Source organism: Bariatricus sp. HCP28S3_A4 (assembly GCF_052066395.1).
In the GTDB taxonomy this organism is placed as follows: domain Bacteria; phylum Bacillota; class Clostridia; order Lachnospirales; family Lachnospiraceae; genus Allocoprococcus.
Genome location: NZ_JBQHSE010000010.1, coordinates 26,952 through 44,228, shown reverse-complemented (window position 1 = coordinate 44,228; position 17,277 = coordinate 26,952). Strand labels below are relative to the sequence as shown.

Here is a 17,277-nt window from a genome sequence, read left to right as displayed (position 1 = left end):
TATTATTCTTATGCCTTCACGCAGTCTTTGTTGTCGGGCGGGCCGCATAATACGATTCTCATCTTTTCCAGCGCTCTCTTCCTCTTGGATCGCACCGTACTGGAATTCAGTTTATACATTTTTCCGATTTCTGCACTGTTATATCCGGCAAAAACGGAAAGTGCCACAATAAACTGCTCTTCTTCCGAGAGTATAAAAAAAGCTTTTCTCACGTCTTCTGTTATCTGATCGGTAAAATCTTCCGATGCATGTTCTTCCTCAATCGGCACTTCGGTACGTTCTTTTGCCTTTAATTTCTTTTTACATACATTGGCAAGAATTTGAAAAATCCACGAGCGAAATGCCTCTTCTTTCCGCAGCTTATGTACGTTTTCATATGCCAGAAGTACAGATTCGCTGACTGCATCTTCTGCATCATGTGAATTCTTCATCATACACAATGCAAAACGATACATATCTTTGTAAACTAATTTATATAATTCAGTGAATTGCTTCGCATCAATCACCGCTGCTCCCTCCTCCCTTGAAAGTCGACTTCTATTTATTAGAGTAAATAAAAGGGGCAAGTGTTGCAAGAAAAATAAATTTTTTCGAAAAAAGAAGCACCCCGATAAATGGAATGCTTCTCTCACTTTATATTTTAGTTGTATTACCCTCTATAGTAATTGATCAGACATCCTTTCAGGATGATCTCTCTTTCTACATCCGTCAGATCTCCTAACTTCAGTTCGATTTCTTTCAACTCATCACCGACAACATACGCCTTGATCACTGCTGCTTTCTCTTCGACAGCTTTTCTGACATCTGGTACGAAGATGTAATCGCCATTCTTGAAGGAAAGTGCGGTATGATCTTCTTCTGTGATAAACGGAAGCATACCCCAGTTGATCAGATTTGAGCGGTATCTCTTGGTAGCATATTCGTTGGCGATATTTGCCCAGCCACCAAGCACTTTCTGACAGGATGCCGCCTGTTCACGCGCGGAACCGTCTCCAGGTTTTACAGCAAAAATCGTACTTCCTACACCCAGATTTCCTCTGCCTGCCTCCGGGAATTTTACATTTACCTTCTCCATAACAGACTTCATTTCCGGAAGTACATCCAGCGGGCAGGTTCCTGCTTCAATCGCTTTCTGTGCCTTCTGAACTTCTTTTGCCCTTCCTACATAAGCCGGATCCTTTCTGGAAAGTGCAAATTCTGCAAGTCCAAGCGGATTAGAACGGTAAGAAGATGTCTCTCCGGATGGAATCAGTTCGTCTGTTGTCGTTACTGGATCGTGAATTTCAGAAACCACTTTGAGAAGCAGATTTTCCGGAAGAGCACTCATCGCCGGCCAGTCCTTGATATTCGGGCCGAATTTGATTTCCACAGACGGATCTGCAACGCCGTGACTGTCAAATACACGGTTTGCATAAATGTTTTTATCAAAATGATAGGTCGGATTCTTATATTCTACATCCATCGCGGTAGCCGGTGTCAGGAATCCTTTATTTGCTGCGGTTGCCGCAATGGAACGTGCATCCATCAGTGCTACGGATGCGATCTGTCCGCTCTGCAGCTTGCTTCCTTCACGGTTCGGGAAGTTTCTGGTAGAGTGTCGGATGGAGAATGCATTATTGGCAGGTGTATCTCCTGCGCCGAAACATGGTCCACAGAATGCGGTCTTCACGATCGTTCCTGCTTCCATCAGTGTCGCAACTGCTCCATTTTTCACAAGTTCCATGTAAATTGGTGTACTTGCAGGGTAAACACTGAATGTAAATTCATCAGAACCAATATATTTTCCTTTGATGATATCTGCTGCAGCGCAGATATTTTCAAAACCGCCGCCCGCGCATCCTGCAATAATACCCTGATCTACATAGAGCTTTCCGTCTACCACTTTGCTCTGCAGTGAATAATCCACTGCACCATCAAGACTTACAAGGGCTCTCTGTTCTACATCATGAAGCACGTCTGCAAGATTTGCATTGACCTCATCAATGGTATATACATTGGATGGATGGAACGGCATCGCGATCATCGGACGGATTTCGCTCAGATTCACATAAACCAGTCCGTCATAGTAGGTCACTGCTCCCGGGTTCAGTTCTTTGTATTCTCCGACTCTTCCATGAATATCGTAGAATTCTTTGATCTTCTCGTCGGTTCTCCAGATTGAGGACAGACAAGTGGTCTCTGTAGTCATGACATCGATTCCGATACGGAAATCTGCACTCAGTTTGCTAACTCCGGGTCCCACAAATTCCATCACTTTATTATTAACATAGCCATTTCCGAATGTCGCGCCGATGATTGCAAGTGCAACATCCTGCGGTCCTACGCCTTTGATCGGTTCCCCGTCAAGATAAATCGCCACAACACCCGGCATTTTGATATCATAGGTCTTATTCAGCAGCTGTTTTACCAGCTCCGGTCCGCCTTCGCCCATCGCCATCGTACCAAGCGCTCCGTAGCGGGTATGACTGTCTGAACCAAGAATCATCTTACCGCCGCCTGCAAGCATTTCCCTTGCATACTGATGGATGACGGCCTGATGAGGCGGAACGTAGACACCGCCGTATTTCTTTGCGCAGGTAAGGCCAAACATATGGTCATCTTCATTAATCGTTCCTCCAACCGCACACAGGCTGTTATGGCAGTTCGTCAGAACATACGGAATCGGGAATTTCTCAAGGCCGGAAGCACGCGCCGTCTGAATGATTCCGACAAATGTAATATCGTGGGAAGTCAGCTTGTCAAACTTAATCTGAAGCCGTTCCATATTTCCGGAAGTATTGTGTGCCTTCAGTATTCCATACGCCATGGTCTGCTGTGCAGCTTCCTGCTTCGTGATCTGAGTTCCTGTCTTACTTTTTACTGCCTCCAAAGCATCCGGTGCGTCCGGAATAATTTCCATACCATTTACAAGATACGCACCACCATCATACAATTTCACCATTGTCAACACTCCTTTTCTTTTATGCTGTATTTATCTGAACCTGTTATTCCTTTGAGCGGACAAATTTCACATGGTCAGCAACCATTAATGCAATTTTAAATGTAAGTGCATCTTCAAATACTCTGACATCCAGCCCTGTCTGTTTTTGAATCTTCTCCAGACGGTACACCAATGTATTGCGGTGTACGAAGAGCTGCCTTGCCGTCTCCGAAATATTCAGGTTATTTTCAAAAAATTTGTCTACGGTAGACAAGGTTTCTTCTTCAAACTGATCCACTGCTTTTCCAGCAAATACTTCCTCCAGAAACATGTCACAAAGTGACAGCGGAAGCTGATGGATCAGACGACCGATTCCCAGTTCCTTGTAGGCGAGAATATTTTTTTCCGGATAGAAAATCCTTCCGACATCCAATGCCATCTGCGCCTCTTTATAAGACTGGGAAACATCCTTCAGTTCCTCCACAATGGTACCGTAAGCCACTCGGACATTTACCATTGCTTCTGTATTGATCATATCGACCAGCATCTTCGCATTGTGCTGGATCTCTCTTGTGCTGTCTGTTTCATCCAGCGCCTTGATCAGGATTACATGTCCTTCATCGACCGCCGTTACATAATCACCGGTTCCCGAAGTATAGATGCCTTTCACCATCTCGAGGACGATGGTATCCTCCGGATTCTTTGGTTCGATCAGAATGACTACTCTGCGCTTTTCCACCGGAATGGACAATTTCTTTGCCTGATTGTAAATATCGACCAGAAGAAGATTATCCAGAATCAGATTCTGCATGAAACGGTTCTTATCCATCCGCTCCTTGTTCATGCGGATCAGGCCTTCCAGCTGACTCACACAGAGTTTTCCACTGACCCTTCCGTTCAGTTTGTCTTCATGCTCGATCACAAAAATATAGATCGGCTCCAGTTCATCACAAACCGGGAAGACCGCAATCTCATCTGTCACAAGTTCTGCCGTACAGCCCACCTCCTGAACCTCCGAGATAAACGCTTCTACTGCGTGCTGGATCCAGCCCTTCTTCGCTCCGACTGCGGCCAGCATGGCCGCTTCCATATTCCAAATGGAACAACTACATTCCACAATATCCCCGATTTCATGAATCGTTCTCTGTAAAATCTGATTCGATAACACTTTATTTTCCTCCTAATACTCTCCGACAATCGCCGCTTTAATCAGATTCGTTTTTCCTGGGCGCCCTACCGGAACACCGGCAGTCAGGATCGCCACATCTCCTTCCTGTACAAATCCCTCTCGTTCAGCTGCTTCTGTCGCATGAAGGAATAAAATCTCCATGCTGTACTCTTCTTTGATCAAAATCGGTGAAATACCCCAAGACAGATTTAATTTCCGGCAGGTACGCATATCGGAAGTACATCCCACGATCGGACATCCCGGTCGAAATCTGGACACCATTCTCGCAGTATGGCCGGACTTGGTCACGGTAATGATGGCCTTGGCGTCCATATCAATGGCCGTCATACAGGTTGCATGGGAAATCGCCGTCGTCATATCTTTCTTTTCTTCTTTTTTCCGGACACTGAACAGTTCATTATATGGGATGTCACTTTCGGTTCGCACAGCGATACGAACCATTGTTTTCAGTGCCTCCACCGGATATTTTCCCGCTGCAGTTTCTCCGGACAGCATGATTGCGCTGGTTCCCTGGTAAATCGCATTTGCCACGTCCGTCGTCTCCGCACGAGTTGGACGTGGATTTTTTATCATGGAATCCAGCATCTGAGTTGCCGTGATAACCTGTTTCCCCGCATTGTAAACTTTGGCAATGATTTCCTTCTGGATGACAGGAACGTCTTCCAGCGGGATTTCTACACCCATGTCACCTCTGGCAATCATGATTCCATCGGCAGCTTCGATGATTCGATCGATATTATTCACGCCCTGCTGGTTCTCGATCTTTGCAATGATTCCGATATCAGCTCCACCGTTCTCATATAAAATCTTACGAATCTCCGCCACATCTTCTGCTGTACGTGTAAAAGAAGCTGCAATGAAATCAAATCCTTCTCGAATTCCAAAAAGAATATCTTCTTTATCCTTCGGGCTGATAAACGGCATATTCACATCCACTCCCGGAAGGTTCACGCCTTTACGGTCTGAAACCATTCCCCCGTTTTTTACAACACAGTGGATTTCTTTTCCTTCAATACTTACGACTTCCAGACCGATCAGACCATCGTCGATCAGCACACTGTCTCCCGGCTTTAAGTCTTTATATAAATCTTCGTAGGTTACGGATACCTTTTCGTTTGTTCCTTCAATGTCTTCCGATGTCAGTGTAAATTCCTGTCCTTCGACCAGTTCAGCCTTTCCTTCTTTAAAAGTACGAATCCGGATCTCCGGTCCCTTCGTATCCAGAAGAGCGGCAACCGGTCTTCCGAGCCGTTCCCGGATCTCCTGAAGTTTGATCAGACGTTCCTTCTGTTCCCGATGACTTCCGTGAGAAAAGTTAAATCTGGCAACATCCATCCCTTCCTGAATCAGTGTTTCCAGTACCCCTTCTTTATCGGTTGATGGTCCTAAAGTACAAATGATTTTCGTTTTGCGCATCCTGTTCCTCCTACTGTTATTCTTCTCTTGCCCTGCTTTTCCATATGCTATGTGGACGTGGCATAGCCTTTAAGTCACATATTATCTATTACACCACTTATCGTAACATGATTTTAATTCACACACAACTGCGTCTTTTGCACAAAAATCTATGCATTCTATAAGTCTTCTTTGAGATACGGCGCCGTTACAGATTTTTCACTTGTTACAAGTTCTTCCGGCGTACCTGCAAACAACAGATTTCCTCCTTCATTTCCTCCGCCCGGCCCCAGCTCGATCAGATAATCACATCCTTTTATGACTTCCAGATTATGTTCGATCAGGAAAAGGGAGTTCCCGGCATCCACCATTTCATCAAACAATTCCAGAATGTTACAAATGTCTTCCATGTGCAGTCCGTCGGTAGGCTCGTCCAGAATAAAAATCTTTCCACTGCTGTTCAGATACGATGCTAGCTTCAGCCGCTGAAGTTCTCCACCGGATAATGTGGACAGGGACTGATTCAGATGAAGATAGGAGAGTCCCACCCTCGTCAGCGGATGCAGCATTTTTGCCACCTCTGTTCCGGCAAACCATTCTTCTGCTTTACTTACAGTAAAATCCATGACTTGGGCAATGTTATATCCGTCTACCTCATATTCCAGCACCTCTTTGGAATATCGGAGACCACCGCATGCTTCACATACTGTTTCGATGGAATCCATAAAAGCCATATCCGAGACGACCACTCCTTTTCCTTTGCATACCGGACATTTCCCTTTTCCATTAAACGAGAAAAGTCCGGCACTGACGCCACATTTTCCGGCAAAAATCTTCCGGATTTCATCTGCCGCTCCAAGGTATGTTGCAGGAGTGGACCGCAGACTGATTCCAATGTTTTTCTGACTGATATAAATCGGTTTTTCAGGGCATGTCTCTGCAAAATGTTCCATCAGTGAGCTCTTTCCTGATCCGGCAACTCCTGCGATCACAGTCATCACGCCCAACGGTATTTTTACGGAAATATCCTTTAGATTATGGTATGTCACATTTTGAAGTTCATACCAGGTCTTTGGTATTCTGACACATGTTTTCAAACCACTTTTCCTGCGAAGCATTTCCCCTGTCCGGGTATTGCTTTTCACGAGTTCCGCATAGCTTCCCTGAAACAGGATATTTCCTCCGGACGCACCTGCCCCGGGGCCAATGTCAACGATATGATCCGCTGCCCGGATCATTTCCTTATGGTGCTCCACCATCAGAACGGTATTGCCTGCATCCCGTAACTTTTCCACCGCCCGCAGAAGCCGGTCGATATCATGACTGTGGAGGCCTACGCTCGGTTCATCCAGAATATACAGCAGATCCGTAAGAGATGAATTCATGTATTTGGCAATCTTGCATCGCTGTGCTTCTCCACCTGACAGGGTTCCGAGTCCCCTCGCCAGTGTCAGATAATCAAGTCCAATATCAATTAGCGCCTGGATTCTGGCAGAGAGTGTTCGCTTAATATCCTCCGCCAACGGTGACTCTATTTCATTCAACCATACGCTCAGTTCTTTAAGCGGCATCGCAGTCACTTCTGCAATATTTTTCCCGTTTATCCGGCATGAAAGCACCTTCGGATTCAGGCGGGTACCTCCGCAATCCGGACATACTCCGCGGTGCGTCATGGGACCCAGGATCTGTTTGTGCAGTTTTCCTTCCTCTGAATTCAGAACACTGCGGTACATTCTGTGAACCAGGCCTTCATACTTTGCCGTCTTCGGCCATCCTTCCGGTGGGTTTTTCAAACGAATCTGCGGCGAATACAGAAACAGTTCCAATTCTTCTTCCGAATAATCTTTTATCTTTTTATTCAGGTCAAACAGCCCACTGTTGGCATATCGAATCCATCGCCACTGTCCCGGCTCAAATGCGACATAATTAATCACTCCGGGATCATTCAGACATTTATCAAAATCGACCAGCTTGTGTACATCCAATTCCGTAATCTCACCGATTCCATCGCAGCGCGGACAGCTTCCCTGCGGATGATTGAATGAAAATGTATCCGAATAGCCGACAAACGGTTCTCCCACTCTTGAAAAAAGAAGTCTCAAAAGTGTATAAGTGTCTGTATACGTTCCGACTGTAGAGCGCATATTGGGTGCCGGTTTTTTCTGATCGATCACGATCGCGACCGGAAGATTATCGATTCGTTCTACATGCGGCCGCCCGTATTTGGGCAGATAATTCTGGACAAATCCCGGGAACGTATCATTCAACTCCCGCCTGGACTGGGCTGCGATCGTATCCAATACCAAAGAAGATTTCCCTGAACCTGAAACACCGGTGAACACCGTCATCTTATATTTCGGGATATCTATCGAAATATGTTTCAAATTATTTTCATAGGCATTCAATACTTGAATAAATTCTCTGTTCATTTGCAAATTTCAGCTTAACCTTTCCTTTTTTGAGCTTTGACAATATATTATCTCAAACTATATTCACAATATCATTCATGTTTTGTATGGTCAATGTTCTTTCCAACATTTTTCTTCTGCCGACAAAACCAGTCTAGCGTCCGATCAATACATGCACATTCGCGCGAAGAAACATTTACGCACAAAAAGAGGAACGGCCTTGTTCCTCAATGTCATCTGCTTAACAGCGTGGTGTGAAAGCCGTTCCTTTTTTCTGTTGTATTTTCGTTTCTTTTTAGGCTAAAGACTACTTATTATTCTTCAGCCACTCAGTTGCGCAGTGAGCCAGGCAGGCTGATCCGATCGGAAGCACGTCTTCATTAAACAACACCTTCGGATTGTGAGCGGAAACTGCTCCTCTTTCATCCAGAAATCCTGCGGATATATACATAAATACGCTCGGGATCTGCTCTGCAACTACAGCGAAATCCTCTGAAGCGCTGGCGGTAATTCCCGGATAACCCATAAGTCCGGGGATTGGCAGCTCATTCATGTAGCCTACCATTTCCTTTGTCAGAGCAGCATCGCTGATCAGCGGGCCGACTCCGCCGGTCATAACTACTTCTGCTGTACCGCCGTAAACTTCTGCCGTACGTTCGCTCACTTCTTTCATACGTTTCAGCAGCAGATTACGGGCATCCGGACTATTGGTACGGATCGTACCGCTCAGTACCGCACTCTCCGGAATAATGTTCGGAGCGGAACCGGCCTGAAACTGTCCAATCGTCAGGACACAAGCATCATTCGGATTGCTCTCTCGTGCAATCAGTTCCTGCAGTGCAAGGTGCACATGCACACCGATGTTGATCGGGTCAATAGACATATGCGGATATGCACCGTGTGAACCACGTCCTTTGATATGAATCTCAAATCCATCCATGGAGAACATGATAGCCTTACCACTGTCATTATACATATACGTACCCATCGGAATCTTTCCAGGACCGACATGGTAAGCCATCGCAATATCCGGTTTTGGATTTTCCAGAATTCCGTTCTCAACCATGTTCTTTGCTCCTGTAAAATTCTCTTCTCCAGGCTGGAACATAAATTTGACAGTTCCTTCCAATGCGTCCTCATTCTCTTTTAACATTCTCGCTGCTGTCAGAAGCATTGCCGCATGAAGATCGTGTCCACAGCAATGCCCTTCTGTTCCCGTAGGGCAGGCAAATGGAAGTCCGCTGTCTTCCGGCATCGGAAGCGCATCCATATCGGCTCGAAGCATAATGACTTTACCGCCTTTTCCAAGCGTAGCGGTAACACCCTCTCCACATTCTTTCGGATCAAGACCATATTCCTTCAGTTTCTCCAAAACATACGCTTTTGCCTTCGGCATATGCAGCCCCACTTCTGCATTGGTATGAATATAACGGCGATCCGCTATAGTCTCCTCCTTCAATTCCAGTGCACGTTCATAATAATTCATAAACATTCCTCCTTTGTGTCAGCGTTTTGATTTTGCTCCCCCGGCAAAACTTTTGCTAAAAAGAACTATAGCACGAATATGTAAAAACTACAAGAGTCACCCGCCCCAGTCACCCTTGAATTTCCCCTTAAAAGCTGTTATGATATGGCATATAGCTCATTTTCACACAGCCAAACAGGAGGGATATCTTTGTCCGAATATACACCAACTTCCAAAACGGAAACGGAAGAAACGATTATGAATCCAGACCCGGTAGCGGAAGCACCAGATCCTGAGATCAGAGCGGAAAAAGAAATGGAACCAGTCTCAGAGGAAGAACCGCCGAAACGGCTTTTTTCTCCATTCCGCTCGAAGAAATCTGATTTTTCACGAGATGAGTGGATTCTTTCTCATATTGATAATTCTCAGCTTATGGAATATCTCAAGTTAGAGCAAAAACGGTTTGAACAGCTTCAGGAAGCAAAAGAACGAAAAGAGAAGCGGTTATTTACAGCCTTTAAGCTTTCCGTCTCTCTGGCTGCAATCGTTGCGGTCATTTATTTATTGAAGGATGTGCCTACCATCCTTGTCAATATTTTATACATAGCCGGTATTCTTGCAGCGTTCTGGTTCTGGAAGAATCCGAAAGATAAGAATGAGAAATAGCACTATTTTATATTAGAAAAGGCTGTATGCAAACCACGGATAGACCATCTGTTTTACATACAGCTTTTTATCATTTTTCATCTTAAGATAAGATTAACGTAACTGTTCAGAGCCAACCTCGAAAACACTTCGTGTTTCCTCAGTGTGGCGTATCCGCCAAATAGATTTGTACAAAAAAGTGCTCACGAATGCAAGCATTCAACACCCTTTTTTGACAAATCTGCTTGGCTCTGAACAGTTACAGATTAACAATTCTCCCCAATCATAATCCGGATGATTTCTTCATTTGTTTCTTTCATGCCTTGTTTTCCAAGTCTTCCGACGTTCTGAAGGGTCGCTTCAACACCATTTGTAACGATTCCGTCTCCACCTACAAATTCCTGTCCATGTACATACATCTGATACCCAAAAATTCCCGCCTCAACTGCAGACGCAATCTTTGCTGCACAGGATGCTTTTGCTCCGTCGCAGACGATCCCGGAAACAATTGCCAATGCGTTTACTACTGTATGAATAATTTCTTCGTATCCACCGCCGCACAAATATGCGATACCTGCACCTGCTCCGGCTCCTGCACTGACTGCTCCACAGTATGCGGAAAGCCGCCCGATCGGTGTCTTCTGGTGAATTGCCGTCAGATTAGAGAGCACCAGCGCACGGTACATTTTCTCCTTTCCTGACTGTGTTCCTTCTGCATATACAATAACCGGTACAGATGCCGTGATTCCCTGATTGCCGCTTCCGGAATTGATAATAACCGGAAGTTCACATCCATTCATACGGGCATCGGAACCTGCCGCTGCCATTGCCTTCGCTTTTACCATAAGATTGTCTTGCCCAATATCCAGCAGGACAGAACCAATATTTGCTCCGTAATTTCCCCGGATTCCTTCTTTTGCAATTGCCATGTTATATTCAATCTGGCGGTCAAGGATCCCTTTCACATCTTCAATTTCCACTGTTTCGGCAAAATCAAAAATATCTTTCATATTCAACAAGCTTCTGTCTGTAAGTCCCTCTTCGCTTTCGTCATCCACTGGTACTTCTTTTAAAACCTCACCATTTTTCTCAATAAGAACAATATTCGTATGATAGTTTGCAATTCTTACTTTTGCATATTCTTTCCCTTTATACAGCGTCACAATAATTTCAAATGTAAGTCCGTTGTCGATATGCTCGATTTTGATTTCTACATTTTCCAGATATTCTTTCATCCGGGCTATTTCTTCCGCTGTTACTTCTGCAATTACCTCAAGTTCTTTTTCCGGCTTTCCCGCAATAATTCCCGCCACAGCAGCTGCCGGAATTCCTTTGAGGTGATCCGTATTCGGTACGATTACAGATTTGACATTTTTAATAATACTGCCACTTGCTCCGATTACTACTCTGTCCGGTAATTCTCCCAGAACTTTGCGAGCAGTCGCTGCTGCATAAGCCAGTGCAATAGGTTCCGTACATCCCATCGCCGGAACAAGTTCTTCTCTCAGAATATTCACATAGGCTCCGTATTTCTCATCGTTTTTGTACATTTCTTTTTCTCCTTTTCTTCTTGCCTCTAGGTATCGCTATCCCTATTTTTCCTCTCGCATTTTTGTCCACTCTTTCTCCCCAGAAAGAGCTTGCTGTTCTCGTAATCTCAGTGTATCATGGAATTATCACAAATGTAAAATTTAATGTTTTTATAATATCGTTAAATACTTTTTATATTATAATCAGGAGGAACCGGTATGGAATTCCGCGAAATATCAACGTTTTTGCAAGTAGCAAAGTTTAAAAGCTTTTCCCGCGCCGCCGAGCAGCTTGGCTATACTCAGGCTGCCGTCACAATTCAGATTAAAAATCTGGAAAATGAACTCGGAGTTCATCTTTTTGATCGAATCGGAAAACAGACGCTTCTTACACATCAGGGACGTATTTTTTATAATTACGCCTCTAATATCACAAGGGAAATCTCTCAGGCTAAAGATGCTCTATCGAATCCGGATGAGCTGACAGGAAAGCTCTGCCTGGGGACCATAGAATCGGTCTGCGCGTCTGTTTTCCCCGTCCTTTTGCGTGAATATCATCGTCGTTATCCCAAAGTAAATATAAAAATTGTCACAGATTCTCCCGAAATCCTTCTTCATATGATGGATAAGAATACATTGGATATCGTCTATTTTCTGGATAAACCTGTGTATAACACAAAATGGGTAAAAGTACTGGAAAAACCGGAAGAGGTTTTTTTCGTATCTTCTTCTGAGAATCCGCTTTCGAAGCGCAGAGAACTGAATCTGGACGAGGTGATCTGTCAACCATTTATTTCCACAGAAAAGGATGCCAGTTATCGTCTTCTGCTTGAAGAATCACTTGCTGAAAAAGGGTATGAACTTCACCCATTTCTCGAAACAGGAAATACAGAATTTATCATCAATCAGCTTCGCCACAATCTGGGAGTATCATTTCTGCCCGGATTTATCGTAAAAAAAGATCTGGATGAAGGTCGTCTGAGCAGGCTGGATGTCCGTGATTTTCATCTGCAAGTCTGCCGCCAGATCGTCTATCATAAAGACAAATGGGTAACCCGTGAAATGAAGGCCTTTTTAGAACTGGCGCAGGATTTTTTATGAATTGTGCACAAATCATTCATTACAAGAAGTGCTTTCATTGCCATTATTCCCCATCTATGATAAAATGAATATCAATACAATTCGCAAAAACAGGTAAAGAAAATTTACTGTTTTCGCAACTAAAGGAGGAGAAAATATGAGTAAAGAAACAAAAGAGAGAAAAAGTCATTTCAAAAGAAAACCCACGTTTACAGAATCTATCATTCCTATTATTGCGATGTTGATCATCCTGACCATCGGCAAAGGAATCTATGGATTCAATACTGAACCACTTCTTATCATGGTTGCCTGCGTCGCTGCATTCATCGCATTCCGTGTAGGTGTTACCTGGGATGAAATGCTGGATGAAATTTGTAACAAAATTGCCAAAGGTATGCCTGCCATATTAATTTTGGTCTGCGTAGGCGCGTTAGTCGGTACCTGGATGGCTGCCGGAACTATTCCGCTTATGATTTATTATGGTGTTCAGATTGTAAGTCCAAAATTCTTGTTGGTAACTGCATTCTTAATCACAGCAGTAGTTTCTATCGTTACAGGTACATCCTGGGGATCTGTTGCAACAATGGGTGTCGCTCTGATGGGTATCGCAAGTACACTTGGTGTTTCACTTCCGGCAACAGCAGGTGCAGTTATTGCCGGTTCCTATTTCGGAGATAAGATGTCACCGCTTTCTGACACAACGAATCTGGCTCCTATCGCAGCCGGAAGCGAATTATATGAACATATCGGACATATGTTTTACACCACCATTCCTGCTACGATCGTATCTCTGGTCGTATATGCTATTGCCGGAATGAATGCAAATGTTTCTGCCGGAGCGAATTCAGAGGCAGTAACAACGATGTTGGCACAGTTGGATCAGATGTATAACTGGAATCTCCTGCTTCTTCTGCCGGTAGTACTTATCCTTGCCGGTTCTCTTTTGAAAAAGCCAACCCTTCCGGTCATGCTCCTTTCTACTGTTGTTGCCGGAATTGAAGCATTTATCTTCCAGGGACAGCCTCTGAAGAATATTTTTGCTTCGACTGTAAATGGATTCAATGTAACGATGATAACCAAATCCGGATTCGACTCTGCAACCGCTTCTGCCGAAATCACAAAGCTGCTTAACCGTGGCGGTATGAATGGTATTATGAGTACGACACTTCTGGTATTCTGCGCATTCTGCTTCGCAGGTATTATGAGCCGGGCAGGATGTCTGGATGTTGTTCTTCAGAAAATCCTGAGCGTCGCAAAGAGTACCGGTGCACTGATCGCAGCCACCGTAGGTTCTTGTATTGTTATGGCACTTACAACCGGTAATTCCTACTTGTCCATTTTAATCCCTGGTGAAATGTTCCGTGATGCATACAAAGAACGTGGTCTTGCAGCAAAGAATCTTTCCCGAACACTGGAAGATGCCGGAACCGTATTTGTACCACTGGTTCCATGGTCTGCAGCAGGCGCATATATGGCGGGAACACTGGGAGTTGAAACATTATCCTACCTGCCATGGGCAATTCTCTGTTATACAGGATTCATTTTTGCACTGATTTGGGGATTCACCGGATTCGGTATTGCTAAACTTGATAACACAAAGGCTGGGAAGTAATAAAGGAGTAAAACAAACATGATCAAATTATTTAAGAATGCTCAGGTGTACGCACCAGCTCCACTTGGTAAGAAAGATTTATTAATCGTAGATGAGAAAATTTGTCGAATTGCCGAAAAAATCACGGGATACGAAGGACTTCCTGATGTAGAGACATTTGATCTGGAAGGAAAAATTCTGACACCGGGATACATTGATCTTCATGTTCATATTACAGGCGGAGGTGGAGAACAGGGCCCGGCTTCACGTGTTCCAGAATCACAGCTTAGTGTATTTACGACAAATGGTATTACTACCGTAGTCGGACTTCTTGGTACCGATGGTATTACCCGAAGTATTGAAAATCTGGTTGCAAAGGCCAGAGCACTGAACGATGAAGGTATCACTGCCTACACTCTTACAAGTGCATATGGCTATCCGCCGACAACGCTGACCGGAAGTGTCGAAAAGGATATTATGATGATTCCTCCTATGGTTGGTGTTAAGGTTGCTGTATCAGACCACCGCAGTTCCAACCCGACTGGAGAAGATCTTATTGCTCTTGCGACCGCTGCCCGAAGAGCCGGACTTTTGAGCAACACCGCCGGAATTGTGACTATGCACATGGGAAGTGGCAAAGGACGTCTGGAGCCTATTTTCTACGTACTGGATCACTCCGACGTTTCTCCTAAAAACTTGCTTCCGACCCATATGCTCCGCACACCGGAATTGATTGATGATGGTGCCGAACTGGTGCGCCGAGGTGGATATATGGATTGTACTGCAGGGTGTACACCAGACGAAATGGAACAGAATGCGGCACTCATTCTGGAACTCCTCGGACGTGAAGGTGTAAGTGCCGACCACGTAACGATGTCCAGCGATGCTTTTGGAAGTCAGCCTAGATTTAATGAACGCGGGGAATGTATCGGACTTACCTATGCCTCTCCAAAATATCTGCACCAGACAATCCAGAGTCTCGTACGCAGAGGGCTGCCTTTGGAGGAAGCACTGAAACTTCTTACCACTACTCCGGCAAATGTTCTGGGACAGAAAGAGAAAAAAGGATGTGTCATGGAAGGGGCTGACGCCGATCTTCTTGTTCTCGGAGATCATCTCGCTATCGAAAGCGTTTTTGCAAGAGGCAAAACAGCCGTGTGGAACGGTGAAATTCTGATGAAAGGCAGATTTGAATAAAATGAAAGATTTAGCTTATTATAACGGGGAAATCGCAGCGATCGAGGAGATGCGAATCCCCATCAACGACAGAGCCTGCTATTTTGGTGATGGAGTTTATGAAGCAACCATGGTAAATAACCATAAAATCTTTGCTTTAAGCGAACATTTGGAAAGACTTTACAACAGTGCCAGACTGGTTCGTATCTCTATTCCTTATACCAAAGCAGAAATGGCAGAAATTCTAAATGAATTAGTCCGGAAAGTGGACTCTCCGGAGCAAATGCTTTACTGGCAGGTTACACGCGGAACAGCTCCTCGCAACCACATCTTTCCAAAGGCTGATGTGAAAGCGAACTTATGGGTTACCATTAAGCCGATGAAGCTCAAAGATCAAGAACACAAACTACATTTGACTGAAACGGAAGATACTCGTTTTCTTCATTGTAATATTAAAACGTTAAATCTGATGGTCAATTGTATTGCAGCTCAAAAAGCTGAAGAAGCAGGTTGCGATGAATGTGTGTTCCACCGGGGAGATATCGTTACTGAATGTGCGCACAGCAACATCAGTATAATAAAAGACGGAGTACTTATTACACACCCCACGGACCATTATATTTTACCGGGAATTACCCGAAAACATATCATTGAGATTTGTAAGGCAAATAACATCCCCGTTGATGAAACTTCTTTTACTATGCAGCAGCTATTTGAAGCTGATGAAGTACTTGTATCCAGTTCAACAAAGCTTTGTGTAAGTGCAGAAAGTCTGAACGGAACTCCTGTCGGCGGAAAAGCTCCCGAACTGGTCGCACTCATACAGAAATGTTATCTGGATAAATATATAAGTGAAACAACATAATTTCAAAAGAAAGAGGTGTTTATTATGCTACACGAGGTAAAATTCAAATCCTTCAATGAACGCGATGAGGTCTATGGCTGGATCTATGTTCCGGCTGCCAAACCAAAGGGAATTGTCCAGGTAATTCATGGTTTTGGCGAGCATTCAAGAAGATATCTGCATATGATCGTCAAGTTTCTGGATGCCGGCTATATAGTAGCTGCCGACGATCATGTAGGACACGGAAAAACGGCTTTGGAAAATGATACCTGGGGCGACTGGGGTGACAAGGGTGTCCACACGATGATGGAGGATGAACACACACTGAAAGAACTGGTTTGTGAGAAATACCCGAACCTGCCTTATTTCCTGTTCGGACACAGTATGGGCTCTTTCATCGCAAGAGACTACATCGCCAAATACGGAGACGATCTTGCAGGTGTAACCATTTGCGGAACCACCGGTATTTTCCGCGGTGCTTCCGAAGCCCAGACCGGGCTTGAAAAAATTGTAGCCGAAGGAAATGGAAAAGGCTGTAACCCCGAATTTGTTGGTTCACTTCTGGGATGGATGTGCGAAAGATGCGGCGAAGTCAGCATCGGAAATGAATGGATCTGTGCTGATCCGTATGTACAGCATGATCATGCGGAAGATCCGTTTGATGCCTTTACCAAACCCACAAACAATCAGTCACTGCTGTATTTCACACAGATGATGGATGTCATAAAAGGAACTGAATGGGCCGAAAAAGTACCGGTATCACTGCCGATCTATAATATCGCCGGCGATCAGGATCCTGTCGGCGAATATGGTCAGGGTATTTGTGAAGTTTCCAACTGGCTGGTAAAAACAGGACATCAGGTAAAAACAAAATTATATTCCGGATACCGTCATGAAATACATAATTATGCTGATATTAAGGATGCGGTTGAAGCGGGAATTATTTCATTTATGAATGAAATTCTAACAAAATAATATTTGCAAAAAGCCACGGAGACACCTTGTTGTGCCTCCGTGTTTTCATACTCAGATAGA

Annotated in this window: 13 protein-coding genes; 6 read left to right on the top strand and 7 right to left on the bottom strand. The window is 44.5% G+C overall.

Annotation, left to right across the window (positions count from 1 at the left end):
- Positions 1 to 8: 8 nt before the first annotated feature.
- The 6 genes from ACTNBF_RS07015 to ACTNBF_RS06990 form a co-directional block, all read right to left on the bottom strand.
- On the bottom strand, positions 9 to 455 hold the full coding sequence (locus ACTNBF_RS07015; RefSeq protein ID WP_441017829.1) for an RNA polymerase sigma factor: 447 nt from the start codon (positions 453 to 455) through the stop codon (positions 9 to 11).
- A 194-nt stretch (positions 456 to 649) separates the two neighbouring features.
- Positions 650 to 2,941, bottom strand: a complete 2,292-nt coding sequence (locus ACTNBF_RS07010) for a hydratase (RefSeq protein ID WP_427805969.1) — start codon at positions 2,939 to 2,941, stop codon at positions 650 to 652.
- Positions 2,942 to 2,984: 43 nt separating this feature from the next.
- Entirely contained in the window at positions 2,985 to 4,088 is a 1,104-nt protein-coding gene (locus ACTNBF_RS07005) for a PucR family transcriptional regulator (protein WP_427805970.1), read from the bottom strand.
- A gap of 12 nt (positions 4,089 to 4,100) precedes the next feature.
- The gene (gene pyk / locus ACTNBF_RS07000) at positions 4,101 to 5,525 is read right to left on the bottom strand and encodes a pyruvate kinase (protein WP_441024986.1); all 1,425 of its coding nucleotides are present in this window, start codon (positions 5,523 to 5,525) and stop codon (positions 4,101 to 4,103) included.
- 158 nt (positions 5,526 to 5,683) lie between these two features.
- Positions 5,684 to 7,933: an ATP-binding cassette domain-containing protein gene (locus ACTNBF_RS06995; protein WP_441029298.1), complete on the bottom strand. Its 2,250-nt coding sequence runs from the start codon at positions 7,931 to 7,933 to the stop codon at positions 5,684 to 5,686.
- Between the two features lie 286 nt (positions 7,934 to 8,219).
- A complete protein-coding gene (locus ACTNBF_RS06990; RefSeq protein ID WP_441088934.1) occupies positions 8,220 to 9,398 on the bottom strand; it encodes a M20 family metallopeptidase in 1,179 nt (392 codons plus the stop codon).
- A gap of 189 nt (positions 9,399 to 9,587) precedes the next feature.
- Between ACTNBF_RS06990 and ACTNBF_RS06985 the strand changes: the two genes are divergently transcribed.
- Positions 9,588 to 10,043, top strand: coding sequence for a hypothetical protein (locus ACTNBF_RS06985; protein ID WP_427820577.1), 456 nt, complete (start codon positions 9,588 to 9,590; stop codon positions 10,041 to 10,043).
- Between the two features lie 245 nt (positions 10,044 to 10,288).
- Here the strand turns inward: ACTNBF_RS06985 and ACTNBF_RS06980 are convergent, their stop codons facing one another.
- Positions 10,289 to 11,572 (bottom strand): serine dehydratase subunit alpha family protein, encoded by a 1,284-nt coding sequence (locus ACTNBF_RS06980; protein ID WP_427820576.1) that lies wholly within the window; start codon positions 11,570 to 11,572, stop codon positions 10,289 to 10,291.
- 198 nt (positions 11,573 to 11,770) lie between these two features.
- Between ACTNBF_RS06980 and ACTNBF_RS06975 the strand changes: the two genes are divergently transcribed.
- From ACTNBF_RS06975 to ACTNBF_RS06955, 5 genes are all read left to right on the top strand, one after another.
- Complete coding sequence (locus tag ACTNBF_RS06975) at positions 11,771 to 12,652, top strand: LysR family transcriptional regulator (RefSeq protein ID WP_427820575.1); 882 nt, start codon at positions 11,771 to 11,773, stop codon at positions 12,650 to 12,652.
- A 136-nt stretch (positions 12,653 to 12,788) separates the two neighbouring features.
- Positions 12,789 to 14,243, top strand: coding sequence for a Na+/H+ antiporter NhaC (gene nhaC, locus ACTNBF_RS06970; protein WP_427820574.1), 1,455 nt, complete (start codon positions 12,789 to 12,791; stop codon positions 14,241 to 14,243).
- 18 nt (positions 14,244 to 14,261) lie between these two features.
- On the top strand, positions 14,262 to 15,419 hold the full coding sequence (gene iadA, locus ACTNBF_RS06965) for a beta-aspartyl-peptidase (protein ID WP_427820573.1): 1,158 nt from the start codon (positions 14,262 to 14,264) through the stop codon (positions 15,417 to 15,419).
- Between the two features lies 1 nt (position 15,420).
- Positions 15,421 to 16,263, top strand: coding sequence for a D-amino acid aminotransferase (locus ACTNBF_RS06960; RefSeq protein ID WP_427820572.1), 843 nt, complete (start codon positions 15,421 to 15,423; stop codon positions 16,261 to 16,263).
- Between the two features lie 24 nt (positions 16,264 to 16,287).
- On the top strand, positions 16,288 to 17,217 hold the full coding sequence (locus ACTNBF_RS06955; protein ID WP_427820571.1) for an alpha/beta fold hydrolase: 930 nt from the start codon (positions 16,288 to 16,290) through the stop codon (positions 17,215 to 17,217).
- The last annotated feature ends 60 nt before the right edge of the window (positions 17,218 to 17,277 follow it).

Coding starts and splice junctions, on each gene's coding strand:
- ACTNBF_RS07015 (WP_441017829.1), bottom strand. CDS start 455: ATGTATCGTTTTGCATTGTGTATGATGAAGAATTCACATGATGCAGAA.
- ACTNBF_RS07010 (WP_427805969.1), bottom strand. CDS start 2,941: ATGGTGAAATTGTATGATGGTGGTGCGTATCTTGTAAATGGTATGGAA.
- pyk (WP_441024986.1), bottom strand. CDS start 5,525: ATGCGCAAAACGAAAATCATTTGTACTTTAGGACCATCAACCGATAAA.
- ACTNBF_RS06995 (WP_441029298.1), bottom strand. CDS start 7,933: ATGAACAGAGAATTTATTCAAGTATTGAATGCCTATGAAAATAATTTG.
- ACTNBF_RS06990 (WP_441088934.1), bottom strand. CDS start 9,398: ATGAATTATTATGAACGTGCACTGGAATTGAAGGAGGAGACTATAGCG.
- ACTNBF_RS06980 (WP_427820576.1), bottom strand. CDS start 11,572: ATGTACAAAAACGATGAGAAATACGGAGCCTATGTGAATATTCTGAGA.
- ACTNBF_RS06975 (WP_427820575.1), top strand. CDS start 11,771: ATGGAATTCCGCGAAATATCAACGTTTTTGCAAGTAGCAAAGTTTAAA.
- nhaC (WP_427820574.1), top strand. CDS start 12,789: ATGAGTAAAGAAACAAAAGAGAGAAAAAGTCATTTCAAAAGAAAACCC.
- iadA (WP_427820573.1), top strand. CDS start 14,262: ATGATCAAATTATTTAAGAATGCTCAGGTGTACGCACCAGCTCCACTT.
- ACTNBF_RS06960 (WP_427820572.1), top strand. CDS start 15,421: ATGAAAGATTTAGCTTATTATAACGGGGAAATCGCAGCGATCGAGGAG.
- ACTNBF_RS06955 (WP_427820571.1), top strand. CDS start 16,288: ATGCTACACGAGGTAAAATTCAAATCCTTCAATGAACGCGATGAGGTC.